The organism is Amycolatopsis heterodermiae (assembly GCF_034929455.1).
Lineage (GTDB): Bacteria > Actinomycetota > Actinomycetes > Mycobacteriales > Pseudonocardiaceae > Amycolatopsis > Amycolatopsis heterodermiae.
The window spans coordinates 25,200-46,074 of record NZ_JAYFSI010000007.1; the positions used below are offsets into that span (position 1 = coordinate 25,200).

21 protein-coding genes are annotated in these 20,875 nt (G+C 71.3%); 10 read left to right on the forward strand and 11 right to left on the reverse strand.

Annotation, left to right across the window (positions count from 1 at the left end; translation table 11 throughout):
• Positions 1-18 precede the first annotated feature (18 nt).
• Complete coding sequence (locus tag VA596_RS27940) at positions 19-1,266, reverse strand: acyltransferase family protein (protein WP_323331152.1); 1,248 nt, start codon at positions 1,264-1,266, stop codon at positions 19-21.
• A 107-nt stretch (positions 1,267-1,373) separates the two neighbouring features.
• On the opposite strand from VA596_RS27940, the gene VA596_RS27945 reads away from it, so the two are divergent.
• The gene (locus VA596_RS27945) at positions 1,374-2,051 is read left to right on the forward strand and encodes an MBL fold metallo-hydrolase (RefSeq protein ID WP_323331153.1); all 678 of its coding nucleotides are present in this window, start codon (positions 1,374-1,376) and stop codon (positions 2,049-2,051) included.
• A gap of 174 nt (positions 2,052-2,225) precedes the next feature.
• Complete coding sequence (locus VA596_RS27950) at positions 2,226-2,717, forward strand: AMIN-like domain-containing (lipo)protein (protein ID WP_323331154.1); 492 nt, start codon at positions 2,226-2,228, stop codon at positions 2,715-2,717.
• Positions 2,718-2,747: 30 nt separating this feature from the next.
• Here VA596_RS27950 and VA596_RS27955 read toward each other — a convergent pair whose 3' ends face one another.
• The 5 genes from VA596_RS27955 to VA596_RS27975 form a co-directional block, all read right to left on the reverse strand.
• On the reverse strand, positions 2,748-3,527 hold the full coding sequence (locus VA596_RS27955) for a DUF1684 domain-containing protein (RefSeq protein WP_323331155.1): 780 nt from the start codon (positions 3,525-3,527) through the stop codon (positions 2,748-2,750).
• 22 nt (positions 3,528-3,549) lie between these two features.
• Positions 3,550-4,176, reverse strand: coding sequence for a hypothetical protein (locus VA596_RS27960; protein WP_323331156.1), 627 nt, complete (start codon positions 4,174-4,176; stop codon positions 3,550-3,552).
• Positions 4,177-4,183: 7 nt separating this feature from the next.
• Positions 4,184-5,161: a hypothetical protein gene (locus VA596_RS27965; RefSeq protein ID WP_323331157.1), complete on the reverse strand. Its 978-nt coding sequence runs from the start codon at positions 5,159-5,161 to the stop codon at positions 4,184-4,186.
• A gap of 222 nt (positions 5,162-5,383) precedes the next feature.
• Complete coding sequence (locus VA596_RS27970; RefSeq protein WP_323331158.1) at positions 5,384-5,530, reverse strand: hypothetical protein; 147 nt, start codon at positions 5,528-5,530, stop codon at positions 5,384-5,386.
• 112 nt (positions 5,531-5,642) lie between these two features.
• The gene (locus VA596_RS27975; protein ID WP_323331159.1) at positions 5,643-6,350 is read right to left on the reverse strand and encodes a Crp/Fnr family transcriptional regulator; all 708 of its coding nucleotides are present in this window, start codon (positions 6,348-6,350) and stop codon (positions 5,643-5,645) included.
• Between the two features lie 77 nt (positions 6,351-6,427).
• Here VA596_RS27975 and rnhA point away from each other — a divergent pair, with 77 nt between their 5' ends.
• From rnhA to VA596_RS28000, 5 genes are all read left to right on the forward strand, one after another.
• Positions 6,428-6,907 (forward strand): ribonuclease HI, encoded by a 480-nt coding sequence (rnhA, locus tag VA596_RS27980; RefSeq protein WP_323331160.1) that lies wholly within the window; start codon positions 6,428-6,430, stop codon positions 6,905-6,907.
• A gap of 51 nt (positions 6,908-6,958) precedes the next feature.
• Positions 6,959-7,339 carry a YchJ family protein gene (locus tag VA596_RS27985; protein ID WP_323331161.1) on the forward strand — a complete coding sequence of 127 codons (381 nt, stop codon included), beginning with the start codon at positions 6,959-6,961 and terminating at the stop codon, positions 7,337-7,339.
• 171 nt (positions 7,340-7,510) lie between these two features.
• The gene (locus tag VA596_RS27990) at positions 7,511-7,705 is read left to right on the forward strand and encodes a hypothetical protein (RefSeq protein WP_323331162.1); all 195 of its coding nucleotides are present in this window, start codon (positions 7,511-7,513) and stop codon (positions 7,703-7,705) included.
• 12 nt (positions 7,706-7,717) lie between these two features.
• The gene (locus VA596_RS27995; RefSeq protein ID WP_323331163.1) at positions 7,718-8,950 is read left to right on the forward strand and encodes a hypothetical protein; all 1,233 of its coding nucleotides are present in this window, start codon (positions 7,718-7,720) and stop codon (positions 8,948-8,950) included.
• Between the two features lie 123 nt (positions 8,951-9,073).
• Positions 9,074-12,154, forward strand: coding sequence for a glycosyl hydrolase 2 galactose-binding domain-containing protein (locus VA596_RS28000; RefSeq protein WP_323331164.1), 3,081 nt, complete (start codon positions 9,074-9,076; stop codon positions 12,152-12,154).
• A 61-nt stretch (positions 12,155-12,215) separates the two neighbouring features.
• On the opposite strand, the gene VA596_RS28005 is transcribed toward VA596_RS28000, so the two are convergent.
• Together VA596_RS28005 and VA596_RS28010 are read right to left on the reverse strand one after the other, a co-directional pair.
• Positions 12,216-13,607, reverse strand: coding sequence for a carboxylesterase/lipase family protein (locus VA596_RS28005; protein WP_323331165.1), 1,392 nt, complete (start codon positions 13,605-13,607; stop codon positions 12,216-12,218).
• Positions 13,608-13,616: 9 nt separating this feature from the next.
• Complete coding sequence (locus VA596_RS28010) at positions 13,617-15,194, reverse strand: beta-N-acetylhexosaminidase (RefSeq protein ID WP_323331166.1); 1,578 nt, start codon at positions 15,192-15,194, stop codon at positions 13,617-13,619.
• 140 nt (positions 15,195-15,334) lie between these two features.
• Between VA596_RS28010 and VA596_RS28015 the strand changes: the two genes are divergently transcribed.
• Both VA596_RS28015 and VA596_RS28020 read left to right on the forward strand, forming a co-directional pair.
• Positions 15,335-17,218 (forward strand): Na+/H+ antiporter, encoded by a 1,884-nt coding sequence (locus tag VA596_RS28015; protein WP_323331167.1) that lies wholly within the window; start codon positions 15,335-15,337, stop codon positions 17,216-17,218.
• Between the two features lie 10 nt (positions 17,219-17,228).
• On the forward strand, positions 17,229-17,918 hold the full coding sequence (locus VA596_RS28020; protein WP_323331168.1) for a histidine phosphatase family protein: 690 nt from the start codon (positions 17,229-17,231) through the stop codon (positions 17,916-17,918).
• On the opposite strand, the gene VA596_RS28025 is transcribed toward VA596_RS28020, so the two are convergent.
• Together VA596_RS28025 and VA596_RS28030 are read right to left on the reverse strand one after the other, a co-directional pair.
• The gene (locus VA596_RS28025) at positions 17,902-18,645 is read right to left on the reverse strand and encodes an ABC transporter permease (protein WP_323331624.1); all 744 of its coding nucleotides are present in this window, start codon (positions 18,643-18,645) and stop codon (positions 17,902-17,904) included. The two genes, VA596_RS28020 and VA596_RS28025, sit on opposite strands and share 17 nt — an antisense overlap.
• Before the next feature lie 28 nt (positions 18,646-18,673).
• Positions 18,674-19,159: an MmpS family transport accessory protein gene (locus tag VA596_RS28030; RefSeq protein WP_323331169.1), complete on the reverse strand. Its 486-nt coding sequence runs from the start codon at positions 19,157-19,159 to the stop codon at positions 18,674-18,676.
• 192 nt (positions 19,160-19,351) lie between these two features.
• Between VA596_RS28030 and VA596_RS28035 the strand changes: the two genes are divergently transcribed.
• On the forward strand, positions 19,352-19,771 hold the full coding sequence (locus tag VA596_RS28035; protein ID WP_323331170.1) for a YybH family protein: 420 nt from the start codon (positions 19,352-19,354) through the stop codon (positions 19,769-19,771).
• A 681-nt stretch (positions 19,772-20,452) separates the two neighbouring features.
• Here the strand turns inward: VA596_RS28035 and VA596_RS28040 are convergent.
• Positions 20,453-20,875, reverse strand: a complete 423-nt coding sequence (locus tag VA596_RS28040; RefSeq protein ID WP_323331171.1) for an NUDIX hydrolase — start codon at positions 20,873-20,875, stop codon at positions 20,453-20,455.

Below are 20,875 nucleotides of genomic sequence, written 5' to 3' on the forward strand. Positions count from 1 at the left end.
CGAGCGGCGGCTTCCATGCTACGAGCCACCACCGACAAAAACCGGCTCCGAGTCCGTGACCTGCGGTTCTTCGGGCTTGCGACGGCGATCCCGGCGAGCGGTGAGCCACCGGTGGACCGGCCGTTCGACGCCCGCGGTGACCGCCCAGCCCGCCAGCACGGCGGCGGTCACGACCGCGGGGAGCCGCAGCCAGCCGGGGACGCCGATGGTGATCAGGGCGCGCGCCAGGATGTAGCCCAGTTCCTGGTGCACCAGATAAAGACCATACGAGATGCCCGCGAGCCAGGTGACGGCCGGGGCGATCCGGTGCAGGCCGGGGAAGCGCCAGTCGGGGCCCCGGGCGGCCAGGCAGACCAGCAGGAGCAGCACGGCGAACCCGATCGTGGACGGCCAGCGCTGGGCGTCCTGCGGCAGGGCCCGGTGGAACGGGAAGACCTGCAGGTCCTGCGCCACGCACGCGGCGACCACGAACAGCGCGATGTGCCAATGCGCGAGCCGCTTCTTCGACCACAGCCAGAGGGCCGCGCCGATCGCGAAGACGTGCGCGCGGTGCAGGCCCAGGCCGTAGAAGACGGAGTCGACGACCTTCTGGTGCGTGCTGGGCTCCAGCGACGGCGGGACGACCGCGAACCGGACGACCAGCGGCACCAGGATCAGCGCCCACAGCAGCGCGACGGTCACCCGGTGCGTCCGCCAGGCCCGCGGCCACAGCAGCGCCGCGCAGGCGAAGGCCGCGAGCTGCACGGGGAGTGTCCAGTAGGAGCCGTCGAGGTAGTAGAACCACTCGAACCGGTAACCCCATTCGGGGACCATGCCCAGGTTGGCGAGCAGATCGGCCCAGGTGGGGATGTACCAGGGCGACGGGTCCGTCGGCAGGCCCTGCGGCGCGCCGAAGAGGAAGCCGGTGACGCCCGGCGGGAACGGCAGCCCGCTGAAGCGGATGGCCGCGTACCGCGTCACCAGGTAGGTGACGAGCACCGCGACCAGGTAGGCGGGCACGAGCCGCGCGATCCGGTTCCACAGCCACCGGCGCGGATTGCCCTTGCGGAGGCTCGCGCAAACGAAGAACGCGGAGATCACCAGGAGGATCGCCGCCCCGAACTGCGCGGTCACCCGGAAGGGGTACCCCGTGAGCTCCGGGTGCAGAAGTGCACCCTGGTGGGTGACATGCCCGAGAATGACGGCGAGGACCGCGACGACCCGCAGGAGGTCCCAGCTGATCCGGCGTACGGCTCGCCCCGGGATCGGCGTCGGAGTCGTCGGCACGGTCTTCCCGGGGTCGGCTTGCGGGGCTCCGGTGAGCCTACGTGGCGGGGTGAGCGGGCGCTTGTGCGGGTGGAACCGCTTGCAGGGCCCCGACTACCGTGTGCACGGTGAACATCGTGGAGACCTACACCGGGCACGTCGACCCGGGCGGCGACGCCACCCGGCGGACCCTGGACGCGCTGACCATCACCAAGCTGTCCGTCGGCCCGATGGACAACAACACGTACCTGCTGGTGTGCCGCCAGGAGAACGAAGCCCTCCTCATCGACGCGGCGAACGACCCCGAGCGCATCTCGGACCTGATCGGCCACGGCCCCGACCGGCCGGCCCTGCGCACGGTCGTGACGACCCACCAGCACCAGGACCACTGGCAGGCCCTGGGCGCGGTGGCCGGGGCGAACGGCTCGAACACGGCGGCCCACCCCCTGGACGCGTCCCCGCTGCCGGTACCGCCGGACTTCCTGGTGGAGCACGGCGACACCCTCGCGGTGGGCCAGGTCACCCTTTCGGTGATCCACCTGCGGGGTCACACACCAGGGTCGATCGCGCTCTTGTATCGGGATCCGTCGGGCCACCCGCACCTGTTCACCGGCGACGCGCTGTTCCCTGGCGGAGTGGGACGGACCACGTCCCCGGAGGACTTCACGTCCTTGGTGGACGACGTGTCGTCCCGGATCTTCGACGAGCTGCCGGACGAGACGTGGTTCTACCCGGGCCACGGCGACGACTCGACGCTGGGAGCGGAGCGCCCGAAGCTTGCCGAATGGCGCGAACGCGGTTGGTGACGTGCCCGGGTCGTGAGTGAGAAACAGTGTTCTAACACGGTTTCTCACTCACGACACGTTTGGAGCAGCCGGGTAACGGTTCCGGACGGAGGGCAACTCGGCGGACGAACCGGACGTCTCTCGCTTACCCAGCGCTGGGACTTCCACCGGTTCACACCCGCCAGGAGGCCCTTCATGTCCAGACCCGTCCGACGCGCGCTCGCCGCCGTCGTCCTGTTGCTCGCCGGTTCCGCCGCCGCGACCGCCGCGGCCGCGCCCGCCGGTGCCACCACCACGCTGCCCGCCCTGACCAACATCCGGACGGGGGCCAACCCCGGGTTCGACCGGGTGGTGCTCGACCTCACCGCCGGGACCGCGCCCGGGGTCAGCTACCAGCTCGTGGACGAGCTCACCGCCGACCCGAGCGGCGAAATCGTGTGGCTCACCGGGCAGTACTTCATCAACGTCTCCGCGACGCCCGCCGCCGCGCACGACGACGCCGGTGCGCCCACCTATCCCGGGCCGCAGAAGTTCCGGACGCGGAACCTGCGCAACGTCATGGCCGTCGCCGTCACCGGGGACTTCGAGGGGCACCTGACCGTCGGGCTCGGCGTGCGGTCGCGGACGACGGTGAACGTCTTCACGCTCACCGCGCCCAACCGCGTCGTGATCGACGTCGCCAGCTGAAGACCGCCGACTGAAACCGGGAAGACCCCGTCAGCGCTCGTACGGGGTCTTCTCCCCCGCCTCCACCGCGAAGGCCAGGTGGTTGCCCGCCGGGGGCAGGGGGCACGTCGCGAAGTCGGTGAACGCGCACGGCAGGTTGACCGCGCGGTTGAAGTCCAGCGTCACCGTGCCGTCGGCGGCCGGCGCGCCCACCGGCAGCGAGCGGTTGGCGGCGTAGGTCGTCACGCCGCTCGTCCCGTCCGTGAACAGGATGCTGAAGCCGCCTTCCTTGCCGTTGAACGCGGTCAGCGTGTGCGACGCGCCGTCGTGCTCGAAGTGGACCAGGCCCGGCGCCGTGTAGACGTGGCTCAGGCCCTCGACCACCGCGCCGACCGTGGTGGGCCGCGGCTCGTCGAACGGCTCGAACCGGCCGGTGACCACCCACGACGGCGACGGCTCGTACGCCGGGACGCCGTGGAAGGCGCGCAGCACCTCGGCCTTCGGGTCGTGCACCCGGATCAGGTACCCCGAGCGCCGGGCCACCTCGATCTCGACGTCACCGGACAGCACCCGGGTGCCCGCGCCGCTGTTGACCAGCTCGAACCGGCGGACGTCGGTGATCGGCTCGCCTTCGTGGGTCAGCGCGGCGCCGGCCGGGTCGACGTACGCCGCGTCGGCGTCCTGCCACCAGCGGCCGGGGATGCCGGGGTACTCGCGCGGGCTGTCGGTCAGCCAGTCCAGCGACACCAGCGCCAGCCAGCCGTGCGGCTCGGCGAGGTCCGATTCGCGCCGGGTCTTCCAGTCCTGCCACTCGCTCGTGAACGTGCTCATCGCGGGGCCCCTTCCCAAACGGTTACGCAGGTGCCAACCCGTCGTCTTCGCCGCTATTCCACGTCCCAGCATCCGGACGGATCCGCAGCCAGCCGATCTCGAGGCCGCCGCCGGCCGCGACGAAGACCTGCCGGAACACCGCCGGGTCGAGGTCGTGCTCCCCTTCGCCCATGGCGGCCGTGTAGAACCGGTCGGACACGATCAGCACCTGGTCCTCCTCCGGCGCCGCCGCGGAAGCCGCCTTCAGCTCGGCCGAATCGCACAGCCAGGACGACAACGCGATCGCGGCGCCGCCGAAGTGCGGCGGGCGCAGCACGACGTCGCCGTGGTCGATCGCCAGCCGCAGGCGCAGCCGGCCGAACTGGGCGAGGTGGCGGTTGCGGTTCCCCAGCGCCTCGTCGACCAGGGCGACCAGCCCGGTCGCGACCCACCGCGACGGCACCGTCGGCGGGATGACCAGCGTCGTGTTGTCCCCCTCCGGCCGCCGGAACCAGGTCGGGGTCCGGTAGGACACCGGCACGCCGTCGAACACGTCGTCCAGCACCGCGTCGAGGGTGACGCCGAGGTGCACCGAACGCGCGGTCCGCCCGCGGCTCGGCGCGACGATCCCGATCCGGACGACGGTCGCGGACACCGGGACGGTGCGCATGGGCTCCTCAGTCCTCCCGCGGGTCGAGGGACCGATCGAAGGACCACTGCAGGCCGTAGCTCAGGCCCTGGTGCAGCCCGTGGAACTCGAGGCCCACCTCGCCGACCCGGTTGATCGTCAGGGCGTCGCCCGAGTCGACGCCGTCGTCGATCACCCGGCCCGGCACGCCGTTGAGCCGCCACACCCGCGCCGGCGGGTCGGCGCGGTCGAAGCGGACGCGGACCGAGAACTTCTCGCAGCGGCGCAGGGGCGTGAGGACGTAGTAGGGCCGCAACGACGTCCGCTGCGGCGCGAACCGGATGCCGTACTCGTGGCGCTGGCCCAGCCGCAGCGGGCTGGGCAGCCGCATGATGAACTGCGCGTGGCTCGCCGAAACCTGCCTCGCCTCGACGACCTCGCCGCCGAAGAGCACGTCGGCGCTGATGTCGGGCACCGGGTCGCTGCCGGGCACGGCCGGGACGCTGAACGAGAGGACCAGCTCGTCGAGCTCGTCGACCTCCGCGACGATCCGGCGCTCCTCCTGCAGGTCGGGCGGGTCGCGGTCGAGCCGGACCATCGCCTTCATCGACTCGACGTACCAGCCGGCGAGCGGGTGCAGGTCGCGGTTCTGGACGGGCGCGCCGAGCAGCTCGTCGAGCCGGCGGAACGCGAGGTCGATGCGGCGCCGCGCGGTGCGCGGGTCCCGGTCCAGCACGCTGGCCAGCCAGAAGATCCGCCGGTCCAGGAACTCCCCGGCCGCCTCCTCGTGCAGGCCGAGCGCCGCCAGCGCGGCCAGCCGCAGGTCCGCGGGCAGCCGTCCGCACAGTTCGGTGAGCCGCAGCACGAGCTTGTGCCGCGCGGCGGCGGGCTGGTCGGTCTCGGCGATCTCGCACGCCGCCCGCAGGCACGGCCCGATGCGCTGGTGCAGGTCGGTGGCGTCCAGGCCGCGGCCGCGGCGCAGCTCGTTCAGCTCGCGCACGAACGGGAAGGAGTTCTCCGCCGTCACCCGGCCCTCCTCCTTTGCTGCGGCAGAAAGAGAGTCGCAGAACGGCCCATCACGTTACCAGTGACGGTTCCGTTCCGGAATGACAGATGGGGGACATTCTTTCAGCGTGAATAGCCCGGCCGGCCGACCCCCCACGAGCCGGCCGGCCGGCCGCACCGCGGGTGCGTCAGTTCGCGCCGAAGATCAGCGCCCAGATCGAGTGGCTCTCCATCACACACCTCCTCATCGCTGCACCCAGGACGAGGCGGGAGCCGGTGCCGCCGGTGCCACCGCGGTCCCGGAGGCCACCAGCAATCCCGCGACGACGCCGGCCACAAAGGCGGCGGAAACGGATTTCACCAGCGTCCGGATCTTGCAGTAGACGTTCACGACAAGCACTCCCCCGAGCCTCGCTCAAAAACGGAATCCGGCCGGTGGCATCTCTTTCTTTTCCGGCCGATTCCAGAATGGCGGGCTGGCGACGAGGTTCAGATGCCCGTTGTCACGGGCCTTGTGTGCCGTTTGGCTCAGAACGGGCCAGGGCGCGCAGGACGTGCATCCGGCGGATGAGGACGCGTTTGCGGCCGGTCTCGACGATGCCCCGCTCCCGCAGGACGGCGAGCGCCCGTGCGACGGTCCGGCGGGCCGCGCCGACCTGCCCCGCCATGTCCTCCTGCGAGAACCCGGCCTCGATCACGACGCCCTCGGGCACGGTACGGCCGTGCTCCTCTGCCAGCCGCACCAGGTGGACCGCGACCCGGTGGCTCACGTCGTAGGCCGCCGAGGCGACGCGGGCGTTCTCGGCGGCGCGCAGCCGGACCGCGACGGTCTTGATCGTCGCGATGGCGATCTCGGGCCGGGCGCGCAGCACGGCGAGGAACTGGGCGCCGGTCAGCTGGACGACCTGGCACGGTTCCATGGCGCGGCACGTCACCGTGCGCGACCAGCCGTTGATCGCCGCGAGTTCGCCCAGCACCTCGCCGGGGCCGCGCAGGCCGAAGAGCACCTCGCGGCCGTCCTCGACGATCTTCGAGATCCGCACCCAGCCCGAGACCAGCACGTGGACGTGGTCGGACGGGTCGCCTTCCATGAGCACGTAGTCGTCGGCGCGGAAGCGGCGCCGGACGCCCTGGGCGAGCAGGTATTCACGATCGGCGTAGGCGAGGTACGCCAGCAGCGCCCCCTCGGCGTGGTCGTCGTGCCCCGTCATGGCTCCCCTCCGGATTTCCACCGTAACCCGGCGTGGTGGCCCGAAGCGAGGGCAAGACGACCGGTAGGGTCGCCGCCGTGGCGAGCGAGGACGGACCGGCCGTGGAGATCTACACCGACGGCGCGTGCAGCGGGAACCCCGGCCCCGGGGGCTGGGGCGCGGTGCTGACCTACGGCAAGCACGAGCGCGAGCTGTACGGCGGTGAGGCCACGCCGACGACGAACAACCGGATGGAGCTGACCGCGCCGATCCGGGCGCTGGAGAGCCTGAAGCGCCCGTCCCAGGTCCGCGTGTTCACCGACAGCACGTACGTGCGCAACGGCATCACGCAGTGGCTGCCCCGCTGGAAGAGCAACGGCTGGAAGACGGCGGCGCGCGAGCCGGTCAAGAACGCGGACCTGTGGCAGCGCCTCGACGAGGCCGTCCGCGAGCACGAGGTCGAGTGGCTCTGGGTGAAGGGCCACGCGGGCCTGCCGGGCAACGAGCGCGCGGACCGTCTCGCCGTCCGCGGCGCGCAGGAAGCCCGGGAGAGCGGCAAGCCGGTCAACGGCGGCTAGTCCACAAAGGACGGCTGACGTCGCCTGCCCCGGCCGTGGCATGCTTTGCCGATGCCTCCCGCTCCGTGCCCGTGCGGCCTCGCCGAGTCCTACGCCGCCTGCTGCGGCCGGTTCCACGACGGCGGCCTGGCGGCGCCGACCGCCGAACTGCTGATGCGGTCCCGGTTCAGCGCCTTCGCCGTCGGCGACACGGCCTACCTGCTGCGCACCTGGCACCCGGACACCCGGCCGCGCAAGCTGGCGCTCGATCCCGGCCAGGAGTGGACGCGGCTGGAGATCCTCGCCCGCACCGGCGGCGGCCTGCTGCACAACGAAGGCACGGTCGAGTTCCGCGCGCACTACCGCCAGCGCGGCCGCGACGCCTTCATGGAGGAGAACAGCCGCTTCCGCCGCGAAGCCGGCCAGTGGACCTACCTCGACGCGGAAGCCTGAGGCGGCGCCGTCCGGCACTCGCAGGCAGCGCGCAACCATCGGCAGCAGCGAGAAGACACGCTCGATCAGCGCGAGCTACGGCCAGGCGATGGCGGGCGAGCGCACCCGCACCGAGGACGCCCCCGCCTGCACGCCGTCACGGCCGAAATCGCCGTTCTCGCCCCGCGCGAGGTGTCCGGTCCGGCGCGGGAGCTCGCCGGCACGGTCGTCGAGGTGCACCCGCAGCTCGCTGAGGGCACCGGCGTCGAGCGGGCGACCTTGGACGCGGTCGACCGGCGCCGGCTCGAGGTGGTCGCGCTCTTCAAAGCCGATCTCGGGATCGCGGAAGCCGGAAACCCGTCCCGCACACCGCCGCCGCCGTGCTAAAACAGGGCGGCGATGGGAAAACTGACGCGCCGCGCCCGGGCGAAGGCGGATTACTTCGGCTTCCTCGGCGCCCGGGAGTGGCCGCTCGCCGCGTCGGGCCTCGGTGTGCTGCTCGGCGCGGTCACCATCCTGCCCAGCGCCGTCGGCATCGTGCTGTCGGTCGTCGCGCTCGCGCTCGGCATCACCACCTTCACCCGTGACGTCCGGCTGCTGCGCCGCCGGTGGGCCGGGTTCGAGTTCACCGCGATCGCCGCGCCCTTCCCCGCCGGCGACCTGCCGCCGCCCGCCGCCTATCCGCCGTCCGAGTACCTCGCCGTGCCCGCGCGCGGGACCGCGCTGGTCAGCGACGCGATCGACCGGGACCTGTGGAGCGGGCAGCACACGATCACCGTCGCCGAGGAGCCCTATCGGCTGCCGCCGTCCCTCAAGGCGACCGCGCCGCACGTGCTTCCGCTGCGCGCCCGCGGGCGGCTGCTGTTCAACGGGCCCGTCGTCGGCATGCACGGCGATCCGCTGCCCGCCGCCGGCGCCCGGCCCGCGCCGATCCGGCTGCACCGCGCGCGGTTCTTCGACGCCGTCTGCTCGAACGAGCTCGGCACGCTGCGCATCACCCGCAGCGAGACCGGTGAGGAGTACGACCTGCGCAAGGCCGAGCTCACCGACTCGGCGGGGGCCCTGCGGACGTTGAGCAGCAGCGCCCTGACCGACCTGGTCGGCGTCTCCACGGTCGCCTTCACCACCGACGGCCGGCTCGTCACCGTCCGGCAGTCGTCGCTCAACGCGGCCAGCGGGCTGTTGCTGGCACCGTCGGGCAGCGGCTCGCTCGAACCCCGTGACCTGCGGACGCCGGACGGCGAACCCCGGCGGCTGCTGCACGACGCCGTCCGCGCGGGCATGGAACGCGAACTGTGCGAAGAAAGCGGCCTGAAGCCCGAGGACGTCCGCGAGACCCGGCTGGTCGGCTTCGCGCGCTGGATGGAACGCGGCGCGAAGCCGGAGTTCTTCGGGCTGACCGAGCTGGCCGTCGACAGCGACGAGGTCGCCGGCCGCCGTCCGGTCAGCGGCGAACGGCTCTACAGCGCCGGGTTGACGCTCTTCGACGTCGATCTCGCGGCGGCCGGGGCGGCCCTGGCCACCGGTGTCCCGCTGAGCGAGGCACTCCCGCGGCGGATCTGGGAGGACGGCTCGCTGCCACTCCTGCTGGCCCTGCGCGCGGCGGCCGCGTGGCACGCCAGGCAGGGGTGACCAACCGGGCAAACGCCCCTGTTCCCGGAGTGATCGGACCGCTACTATCGTCCGCAATTGTTAGGAAAGTTCCCTAACGATGGTCACCTTCCCTCGCCGCCGTGGTGCCTAGGAGGCGCGCTAGTGAGTCATCGGCAAAGAAGAACCACGACGACGCTGCTGGCGGCGGTCACGCTCGCCGTCGCGGTGAGCGGGGCATCCGTCCCGGCGGCCAGCGGCCAGGAGGCGGCAAAAGTCACAGTCGCCGCGGCCGCTCCGGCCACCGCGGTCCCCGGTTTCCTGATCCAGACCTCCGCCCAGGTCAGCGACGACTCGGCGGTCTCGAAGCCGGGCTTCAACACCGCCGGCTGGTACCCGGTCGGCCCGCGCTCGACCGTCTACGCCGGCCTGCTGGCCAACGGCAAGTACGCCGACCCGTTCTACTCGACGAACATGAAGAACGTGCCGACCGCGGACTTCAAGGTCCCGTGGTGGTACCGCACCGACCTCACCGTCACCGACACCACCCAGCGCACCTACCTCGACTTCAGCGGCGTGCTGTCCAAGGCCGACGTCTGGGTCAACGGCACGAAGATCGCGGACAAGGCGCAGGTCACCGGCGCCTACACCCGCCAGGACCTGGACATCACCGCGCAGGTCAAGGCGGGCACGAACAGCATCGCGTTCAAGGTCTACCCGAACGACCCCGACAAGGACCTGTCGATGGGCTGGATCGACTGGGCGCAGACCCCGCCGGACCAGAACATGGGCATCGTGCGGGACGTCCTCGTGCGCCGAAGCGGGCCGGTCGCGCTGCGCGGCGGCCACGTCGTCACGAAGCTGACGGGGACGAGCCACGCCGACCTGACGGTCAAGGCCGACGTCCGCAACGACTCGGCGGCCGCGGTTTCGGCAACGGTGTCCGGCACGGTCGCCGGGCGCACGATCAGCCAGGCGGTTTCCCTGGCGGCCAAGGAGAAGAAGACCGTCACGTTCCCGGTGGTCGGGATCGACAACCCGCAGGTGTGGTGGCCGGCCGGGATGGGCGGGCAGCCGATCTACGACCTCGACCTGACGGCGAGCGTCGGCGGCACGGCGTCCGACTCCTCGCACGAGAGCTTCGGCGTGCGCACGGTGACGGCGAACAAGAACTCCAGCGGCGGCCGGTCGTACACGATCAACGGGCGCCCGCTGCTGATCAAGGGCGGCGGCTACTCGCCGGACCTGTTCCTGCGGTGGAACCAGCAGTACGCGGCGGACAAGCTTGCGTACGTCAAGAACCTCGGGCTCAACACCGTGCGCCTGGAGGGGCACATCGAGCCCGACGAGTTCTTCGACCTCGCCGACCGGATGGGCGTGCTCACGCTGCCCGGCTGGGAGTGCTGCGACAAGTGGGAGGGCCAGGTCAACGGCAGCGAGAAGGGTGACCCCTGGACCGCCGCCGACTACCCGGTCGCGAAGGCGTCGATGACCGCGGAGGCCGAGCGCCTGCGCGACCACCCGAGCGTCATCTCGTTCCTGATCGGCAGTGACTTCGCGCCCGACGCGACGATCGAGAAAAACTACCTCGACGCGCTGACCGCCGCCGACTGGCCCACCCCGGTGGTCCCGGCCGCGTCGGCGAAGTCGTCGCCGCAGCTCGGCTCGTCCGGCATGAAGATGAACGGGCCGTACGACTACGTCCCGCCGAACTACTGGTACGACAAGGCGCACACCGACCTGGGCGGCGCGTGGGGCTTCAACTCCGAAACCAGCGCCGGGCCGGACATCCCGACGATGGACACGCTCAAGCGGATGATGTCGCCGAGCGAGCTGGACACGTTGTGGAAGAGCCCGTCGACCGCGCAGTACCACCGGTCGTCGTCCTCGACGTTCGCCAACCTGAAGCTCTTCGGCGACGCCCTCACCGGCCGCTACGGCAAGCCGGCCAGCCTCGACGACTTCGTCCGGAAGGCGCAGCTGGCGCAGTACGAGAACGTCCGCGCCGAGTTCGAGTCGCACTCGCGCAACTTCAGCGACAGCTCGAACCCGTCGACCGGGATCATCTACTGGATGCTCAACAGCGGCTGGACGTCGCTGCACTGGCAGCTGTTCGACGCCTACCTCGACCAGAACGGCTCCTACTTCGGGGCCAAGAAGGCGAACGAACCGCTGCACATCCAGTACTCGTACGACAACAAGTCGGTCGTGGTGGTGAACCACAACCACGACGCGGCGTCGAACCTGACCGCGTCGGTCAAGCTGTACAACCTGGACGGAACGGAGAAGTTCAACCAGAGCAAGACCTTGTCGGTCGGCGGTGACGGCGCGAAGACGACCGCGCTGACCATCGGCTCGGTGAGCGGCCTGTCGACGACGTACCTGGCGAAGCTCGTCCTCACCGACTCCTCGGGCAAGGAGGTCAGCCGCAACGTCTACTGGCTGTCCACCAAGGCCGACACGCTCGACTGGGACAACAGCGACTGGTACTACACGCCGACGACGTCGTACGCGGACCTGTCCGGGCTGACCGGCCTGGGCCAGGTCACGGTGGACACCACCGCGAACTCGACGGCGAACGCCGACGGCACCACGACCACCGAGGTGACGCTGAAGAACAGCACCACCGGCAAGGTGCCGGCGTTCTTCGTCGACGCGCACGTCCTCGGCGCGGCGGGCGCGCCGGTGCTGCCGGTGACCTGGACCGACAACCAGGTCAGCCTCTGGCCCGGCGAGTCGGCCACGCTGACCGCGACGTACCGGACCGCGGACCTCAAGGGCGCCAAGCCGTCCGTGCGGATCGCGGGCTGGAACACCGGCACGAAGACGGTGCCGGCGGACGGCACGGCCGGCCCCGGTCCGGGCACCCCGGCCGACTACCAGGCCGAGGACGCCACGATCACCAGCGGTGTCGCGGAGTCGAACCACGCCGGCTTCACCGGCACCGGGTTCGTCAACTACGACAACGCGACCGGCAGCGCGGTGGAGTTCTCCGTCGACGCGGCCGCCGCGGGCTCCACGAACGTCGTCCTGCGGTACGCCAACGGCACGACGGTGAACCGCCCGATGGACGTCTCGGTGAACGGTACGAAGGTAGCGTCCGCGCTGGCCTTCGGCGGCACCGGGAACTGGGACACCTGGCAGACGGTCACCATCCCGGTGACGCTGACCGCCGGGACGAACAAGATCAAGACGACCGCGACGACCGCCAACGGCGGCCCGAACGTCGACAAGATCACCGTCTAGCGCAAGTCCGTGAAGGCCACATCGAGGGACTCTGAGTCCCTCGATGTGGCCTTCACGGACTTCAGAGGGTGTCCCAGAGCAGGCGCTGGTCGCGGTCCGGGTCGGACACCGTGGTGGAGACGTCGTCGAAGAGGCGGGTGACGCGGTCAGCCGGGGTGTAGCGCGGCCAGCCTGGGTCACCGGTGGTGATGAACCGGGTCCAGGCGTCGGTCATCTCCGTCGCCAGTGCCTGGAAACGCTCGGTCGGACGGTTTCGGCCGGCGAAGAGGAACCGCCAGTTCTTGTTGTCGACGTCGTCGAACACCAGCGGCAGGTCGAGCCCGTGCGGCGCGCCCAGGCCACGGCCCCGGGGCGCGATCCGCCAGTCGAGGCGGTACATCCAGGCGTCCGGCTGCTTCTCGGCGAACCGGATCGCCGGGATCCACCAGTCCCCCGCCGTCAGCACGCGGTTGCGAACCTGGTCCTCGGGCCAGTCGAGCAGCTCGGTGTACGCCGCGACGGCCTTTTCGACCTCGGCGGGCTCCAGCATCGTCGAGCCGACGCCGAGGAGCTTCGCGCCGCCCGACTGCAGCCAGCTGAACAGGTCCTCCTCGTCGGCCGTCGTCCCGATGAGCAGCGGGACGTCGCGGACGGCGTCGAGCGGGCGTTCGGGCAGCAGCTCGTCCCCGACGACCACGCGGTAGGTGACCTTGGTCCCCGAGACGGCCGAAACCCGTTGCTGCGCCTCGAGGATCCGCTTCACCGGCAACGTCGCGAGGTCTGCAGGCGCGGCGTCCAGTTCCTTGAGGACAGCGTCCGCGACCGCCGCGCCTTCGTCCGGCGTGTGCACCACCGCGCCGACGCCGGTGCCGCTCTGCACGATCGCCCGCCGGACCAGGTCGCGCGTCGCGGGCACGGCCAGCAGCGTCCCGACCGTGCGGCCGCCGTTGGACTGCCCGGCCAGCGTCACCCGCGCCGGGTCGCCGCCGAACGCGGAGACGTTGTCGCGCACCCATTCCAGCGCGGCGACCTGGTCGCGCAGCGAGAGGTTCGAGTCGGCGACACCGGGCAAGTGCAGCATCCCGAGCACACCCAGCCGGTACGCGACGGTCACGACGACCACCCCGCGCCGGGCGTACGCCGACCCGTCGAACTGGTGCGGCGCGCCCATCACGCCACCGCCGCCGTGGATCCACACCAGCACCGGGTACGGGCCGGGCGTGTCCGGCGCGTAGACGTTGACGTACAGACAGTCCTCGTCGCCGGTGAAGCCGCGGCCGGTCAGCTGGGGCTGCGGCGCGCGGGGCGCCCACTTCGTCGCATCCCGCACCCCGGTCCACGGCGCCACGGGCCGCGGCGCGCGGAACCGCAGCTCCCCCACCGGCGGCGCGGCGTACGGCACCCCGAGGAACGTCCTGACCCCGTCCTCAGCGGACCCGCGCACCGCGCCACCCGTGATCTCTGCCGTTGTCACGGGTCCAGCCTAGGCGCCCGCCGGCCAGGTCACCTGCGGCGACTTGTAGTACTTGATCCCCAGCAGCTTCCAGAGCGGCCCCTGGGTGGCGAGCCGCTTCGAGAACGCCGTCCAGTCGTGGGTGCTCTGCGGCGACCAGCCGAGCTCGGCGATCGCCGCCAGCCGCGGGAAGGCCAGGTACTCGATGTCCGCGCTGGTCGTCACCGTCTCCGTCCACAGTGGAGCTTCGACGCCGTTCACCGCCGACTCGGCGACGCCGGACAGGTAGGCGCCCGGGTTCCAGTCGTAGGCCTTCTTGACCTCGACGAGCCCGGCCCAGTCCTGCCCGATCGGCGAGCTCGACGTGTACTTCATGTCGAGGTAGGCGTGGTTGGCCGGCGACAGCACGAGCTTCGTGCCGTTCTTGGCGGCCGCCGCGACCGCGCTGTTGCTCGTCGTGGTGTCCCAGAACTGGGCGACGGTACCGGCCGCGGGAGTCGCGTTGACGACCTCGTGCCAGACCAGCGCGCTCTTCCCGTGCGCGGTGGCGATCTGCTGGACGCGGTTCATGAACGCCTTGTAGTCGGCCGGTTTGGTCGACTGCGCCTCGTCGCCGCCGATGTGCAGGTACTGGCCCGGCGTCAGCGCGGCCAGCTGGCCGAGGACGGCGTCGAGGAACGTGTACGTGATCTCCTTCGACGTGCACAGCGAGCTGAACCCGACGTCGGTGCCGGTGTAGAGCGGGCGCGCCTTGCCGTCGCAGTTCAGCTCGGCGTAGGAGGCCAGCGCGGCGTTCGTGTGGCCCGGCAGGTCGATCTCCGGCACCACGGTGATGTACCTCGCCTGCGCGTACGCGACGATCGCCGCGTAGTCGGCCTGCGTGTAGTAGCCGCCCGGGCCGCCGCCGACCTGCGTGCTGCCGCCGTAGGTGGCGAGGCGCTCCCAGCCGTTGATCACGATCCGCCAGCCCTGGTCGTCGGCCAGGTGCAGGTGCAGCGTGTTGACCTTGTAGCGGGCCAGCTGGTCGACGTACCGCTCCACCTGGGCGACGGTGAAGAAGTGCCGGGCGACGTCGAGCATCGCGCCGCGGTAGCCGAACCGCGGCTGGTCGGTGATCCGGCCGCCGGCCAGCACCCACGGCCCCGCCGTCACCGTGGTGCCCTGCGCGGCCGGCGGGAGCAGCTGCAGCAGCGTCTGGACCCCGGCGAACAGGCCCGCGGCCTGCCGGGCACGCACGACCACGCCGGACGCCGTGACGTCGAGCTGGTACCCCTGGTCACCCACCGAATCCGGCGCGCCCGAGAGCAGCAGCCGGACGCCGTCGGTGCCCGAGGGCGGGGTGTGCACCGGGATCGCGTAGCCGGTGGACCGGCGCAAGGTCGTCGCGAGCTGGTCGCCGATCGCGGCGACGTCGGCGGAGATCGCGACGCCGGAGCCGAGGGTGAACGTCACCCCGCCCGCCGGGACCGCGCTCGCCGGTGCGGGGACGACACTGCTGAACGGGACGGGCGCGGCCGAGGCCGTCGAAACGCCTCCCGCCAGCGCCGAAGCCGTCAGCGCGGCCACCAGGCCGAGCCGCAGCACACGTCGAGTCCGTGAGACCGCCATCAAAACCCTCCATGATCGGACGAAACGGATCAGGCAGGGCCCACAGGAGATGGCGGCGTCCGCTCCTCGAGCCGAGGACGAGTGAACCAGAACCGACCCGCGCGGCACACCGCCACGGCGGTTCGGGTGATGATTACCCCGTGCACATCGCGGCAGAGATAGTGGCCCTGGTCGTGACCGTCCTCGTCGTCAGCACGCTCGCGCGGCGGCTGGACTGGTCGGCGCCCCTGTGCCTGATCGTCGTGGGCGTCGGCGCGTCCTACGTGCCGGGTGTCCCCGAGTACCACCTGGACCCCGAGGTCGTGCTGCTCGGCCTGCTCCCGCCGCTGCTGTACTCGGCGGCCATCCAGACGTCCCTGGTCGACTTCCGGAAGAACCGCGGCGCGATCGGCCTGATGTCGGTCGGGCTGGTCGTGTTCACCGCCTTCGGCGTCGGGCTGGTCGCCTGGGCGGTGATCCCCGACCTGCCGCTGGCCGGCGGGATCGCGCTCGGCGCGATCGTCGCCCCGCCGGACGCGGTCGCCGCCAGCGTCGTCGCGCGCCGCGTCGGCATGCCCCGCAAGCTGATCCGGCTGCTGGAGGGCGAGAGCCTGTTCAACGACGCGGCCGCGCTCGTCGCCCTCCGCACGGCCATCGCCGCGCTGGCCGGCTCGGTCAGCCTCTGGCAGGTCGGCGCCGACTTCCTGCGCGCGGCCATCGGCGGGATCGTGGTCGGGCTGGTCGTCGGGTTCGTGGCCGCGTTCATCCGCGCCCGGCTGAACGAGCCGGTGCTGGACACCGCGCTGTCGTTCGCGGTGCCGTTCATCGCCTACATCCCGGCCGAGGCGATCCACGGGTCCGGGGTGCTCGCGGTGGTCGTCGCCGGGCTGATCCTGGGGCACAAGGCCCCGAAGATCCTCTCCGGCTCGGCGCGGCTGGCCAGCAGGCTGAACTGGCAGACCATCGCGTTCCTGCTGGAGAACATGGTCTTCCTGCTGATCGGCCTGCAGCTGCGGCGGATCCTCACCGAGGTCGGCCAGTCCCAGCTGTCGCTGGCCATGCTCACCTGGATCTGCGTCGCCGTGCTCGCCGCGACGATCCTGACGCGGATGCTGTGGATGCTCGGCATCGGCACCGTGAAGCGGCTGGAACGGCGGCTCATCCCGAAGCGGCAGAAGGCGAAGATCTGGCCGTGGCGCTACTCGGCGGTGATCTCCTGGGCCGGGATGCGCGGGGTCGTGACGCTCGCCGCCGCGTTCGTGCTGCCGACCGACACCCCGCAGCGGGCCGTGCTGGTGCTCGCCGCGTTCGTCGTCGTGGCCGGCACCCTCGCCGTGCAGGGCATGACGCTGCCGCCGCTGATCCGGCGGCTGCGCCTGCCCCGGCCGGACCCGGCGGAGGACGCGCTGCAGGAGGCGTCCGTGCTGCACGACATGACCACCGCGGCGCTGCTGAAGCTCGAGGAGATCCGGCAGCCCGACGACCCGCCCGAGATCATCCAGCGCATCCGCGACCGGCTGCAGAACCGGTCCGACTCGGCGTGGGAGCAGCTCGGCCGCCAGAGCGTGCTGGCCGAGACGCCCAGTGACGCCTACCGGCGGCTGCGGATCCAGCTCCTCGAGGTCGAACGCGACCAGTTCCTCAAGGCCCGTGCCGCCGGCAGCGCCGACGACGACGTCCTGCGGAAGGTCCTGGAGCGCCTCGACATCGAGGAGTCCATGCTCGACCGGGCCGAGGAGGAACCCGACGTCGAGGGCCGCGAGCTGCGCACCCCGGCCGCGACCGCGGGTTCGTGCAAGCACCTGGCCCACGAGTGGGTCGAGCGGGACCCCAGCTCGCCGGACACCTGCGCGGCCTGCATCGAGGAAGGGACGACCTGGGTGCACCTGCGGATGTGCCTCAAGTGCGGCAACGTCGCGTGCTGCGACTCGTCGCCGCGCCGGCACGCCACCCGGCACTTCCACGAGAGCAGGCACCCGGTGATGCGCAGCTTCGAGCCGGGCGAGACCTGGCGATGGTGCTTCGTGGACAAACAGCTCGGCTAGTGTCGGGGCCATGACGAGCACGCCCGAGCAGGAGATCGAATACCGGCAGCACCGGTTCAGCCCGCCCCCGGGCGCGACCGAGATCTTCCTGGTCCGGCACGGCGAATCCGCGCCGGCCCGGGCCAGCGAACCGTTCGACCTGGTCGACGGCCAGGCCGACCCGGACCTCGCGCCGGAGGGCCGCGACCACGCCCAGCGCATCGGCGTCCGGCTGGCCGGCGAGCGCATCGACGCGATCTACGTGACGACCCTGCGCCGCACGGTCCAGACCGCGGCGCCGCTGGCCGAGAAGCTCGGGATCACCCCCGTCGTCGAGCGCGACCTGCGGGAGATCCACCTGGGCGACTGGGAGAACGGCCTCTTCCGCAAGTACACGACCGACGGCCACCCGATCGTCGACCGGCTGTGGGCCGAGCAGCGCTGGGACGTCATCCCGGGCGCGGAGTCCGACGAGGCGTTCGGCGCCCGGCTGCGCGACGCGCTCACCCGCATCGCCGCCGCCCACCCCGACCAGCGCGTCGCGGTCTTCACCCACGGCGGAGTGATCGGCGAGGTGTTCGCCCAGGCCGGCCGGTCGGTCGAGCGGTTCGCCTACCTCGGTGCCGACAACGGCTCGATCTCACACCTGGTGCTGCTCGGCGACCGCTGGATCGTGCGGCGCTTCAACGACACCGCCCACCTGGCTAACCCGCTCGGCTGAGCTTCCCGGCCGCGACGAACTGCACGGTCACCAGGATCGACACGGCTTCCGCGGCGAGCAGCCCGATCAGGACGAGCACCTGGGTCGTGCCCGCCTGGATCGGGCCTGCTCCGCCGAGCAGGACACCGACGTAGGCGCCCGGCAACGTCACCAGCCCCACTGTGCGGGTCTGGTCGAGCGCGGGGATGAGGGCGTGTCCGGCTGACGGGCGGCAGATCTCCAGCGCGGCCGGGCGGGGCATGAAGCCGAGGGCGAGGGCGGCTTCGTATTCGCCGTGGCGGGCTTTGAGTTCGTCCAGGGCGCGGCGGGCGGCTTGCGAGGTCGCGGTCATGGCGCCGCCGATGACGATGCCGGCGATCGGCACGACCGCGATCGGGCGTAGTGGGACCACGCCGGCGCCCAGCACCAGGGCCAGCACGGGGGCGACGCCGGCCGCGATCGCGAGGGCCGTCCACGGCAGGTTTGCCCAGCTGCCGGCGCGGCGTGCGGACGTGATCGCGGCGATGCCGAACATGAAGAGCACGAAGAGGCCGGTCAGCGGGTTGGAGCGCAGGATCGCGGTGATCACCAGGGAGACGAGGGCCAGCTGTGCGACCGCGCGGACGGCGGCGATCACGACGGCGCGGCCTTGGCCGAGTTCGCCCCAGCGGACGATGGCGGCCCCGGCCACGGTCAGCAGGACCAGGACGGCCACCAGGGCGGGCCCGAAGGTGATCACGCCCCGAATCCTGCCTTACGCGGCTCTCAAACGGCTGTTAAACGGCGCAGCTGAACTGGCGGCCCGGCTCGGACACGGTCTTGTCGGCGAGAACGACGCCGTCGACACTGATCCGGCAGCGCAGCTCGCCGGGCCCGGGGTTCTGCGCGGCGATCGAGTAGAACTCGGTGCGGTCAGCCGGGCCGGTGCGGGTGAACGCCGCCGACCACGGCGTGGCGACCTCGGCCAGCTGGGCCAGCGCCGCCTTCGCGCCCGAGTAGGTGACGTTACGAGCGCCGTTCGCGCCGAGCAATTCGTAGACGACGGAGTGGCTGACGGTACTGACCGCGGCCGGGGCGACGGGCGCGGCCACGGGCTCGTCCCGGACCGGTCCACGCGTGGACCGCGGCACGACGTACGAGGTCACCGCGACGGCCGCGGCGATCACGCCGAGCACGACGATGACGTTGCCCGCGGGCCGGCACCGGCTCTGGCGGTCACGCTCGGTAGGCGTCGCGGGCGGGGTAACGATGGGAACACCCATGGAAAGGTCTTCTCTCGCCGAGCGCACTTCCGTCGAGTGCGTCGACTACATCTCGCCGTGACCTACTCCGCGTTAGCCCCCGATCCATAAGAAGTCCAACTTTCACCCAATCGGGTGCGCCCGCGGATCTCACATTCGCAGGTGCTGCGTCGTCGTTCTCATGAAGGGGTTCCCAGACCGAAGGAGACAGTCATGACCACGGCGATCCGGCAGCAGATCGACAAGCTCGTCGAGGGGATCAGGGCAAAGGACCTGGACGCGCTGAGGCGCATCTACGCGGCGGACGTCGTCTCGTTCGACGTCGAGCCCCCACTGCAGCACGTGGGAGTCGACGCGAAGCTGAAGAACTGGGCGAGAGCGTTCACGCTGTTCGCGGAGGTGAGCTACGAGGTCCGCGACCTGACCATCACAGCAGGCGAGGACCTGGCGTTCGGCCACTGCTTCGGCCGTCTGAGCGGCACCCTCGGCGACGGAACGGCGACCAGCGGAATGTGGGTCCGGGCCACGTTCTGCTTCCAACGGTCGGACAACAACTGGCTGATCATCCACGACCAGGCATCGGTGCCGTTCGACATCACCACGGGCCGCGGGGTGGTGGACCTGGAGCCATGACCAACCGCCCGGCAGTACAACGCCCCCGCGGCGCAACCGACCCGAAGCTGTGGTCATCCCACCAGCGCGGCACCACTCTGACCACCGCACCGGCTCCGCGAGCGGTGCAACCGACCCGAAGCCGTAGTCAACCCGCCAGCGCGGGACCGCCCTGACCACCGCGGCGGCGGCCAACATCCGCAGCACGACCGACCTCACCCCGAGGTAATCCACCCGCCCCACGTAGGCGAACGTCCGCCGCGCAACCGACCTCGAGTCGAGGTCAGCCCACCAACCCAGCAACGGCCGGCACCGTCGCCGCAGAGCCCGCTCATCGCGTCAGCGAACATCCGCAGCACAACCAACCTCGACCCGCAGTCAGCCCACCAACCCAGCACCGGTCCGCACAGCACCGCGGTATCCGCACAGTCACCGCGGCGGCGAACCACGCAGCGCAACCGATCTCGAGCAGTGGTCATCCACCAATCCAGCATCGGGCCGTCGCCGCAGAGCCGTGACCCCGGCGCCGACCAGCATCCGAAGTGCAGCCGAGGTCAGCCCACCGAAATCGGCCAGCACCGTCGCCGCATGGCCCTGACCACCGCATCGGCGAACATCCGACCTCGAGCCGAAACATGTCCACCCGACCGGCGTCCACAGCAGAACCCCGATCGCCGCGTCAGCGAGCGGGCGCAACCGACCTCAGTCCACCAATCCCGCCTCAGCCAGCATCCGCAGCACCCGCTGCCCAGCCGGCGGGCACATCGACGCCTCGGCCGAGCTCAGAAAGGCCGCCTCCGCGATCTCCCCCGACGGCGCCGGCTCCCCCTCGTGGTCGGCCGTGTAGCAGGTCATGCGGACCAGGCGGCCGTCGGCGAAACCGTCGGCCCGTTCCTCCAGCGCGGCGAAGAACCGGAAGCTGAGCGGGTCGAGCGTCACCCCGAGCTCTTCGCGGATCTCCCGGCACAACCCCGCGACGTCGCCTTCGCCCGGCTCGCGCTTGCCACCGGGCAGGTAGAACTTCGCCTTGCCGGTGGTGCGGACCGAAAGGAGCCGCCGGTCGCGGACGTGGATCCAGGCCAGTGAGTCGATGGTCGGCGCGAATTTGTCGGACCCCGGGTGCAT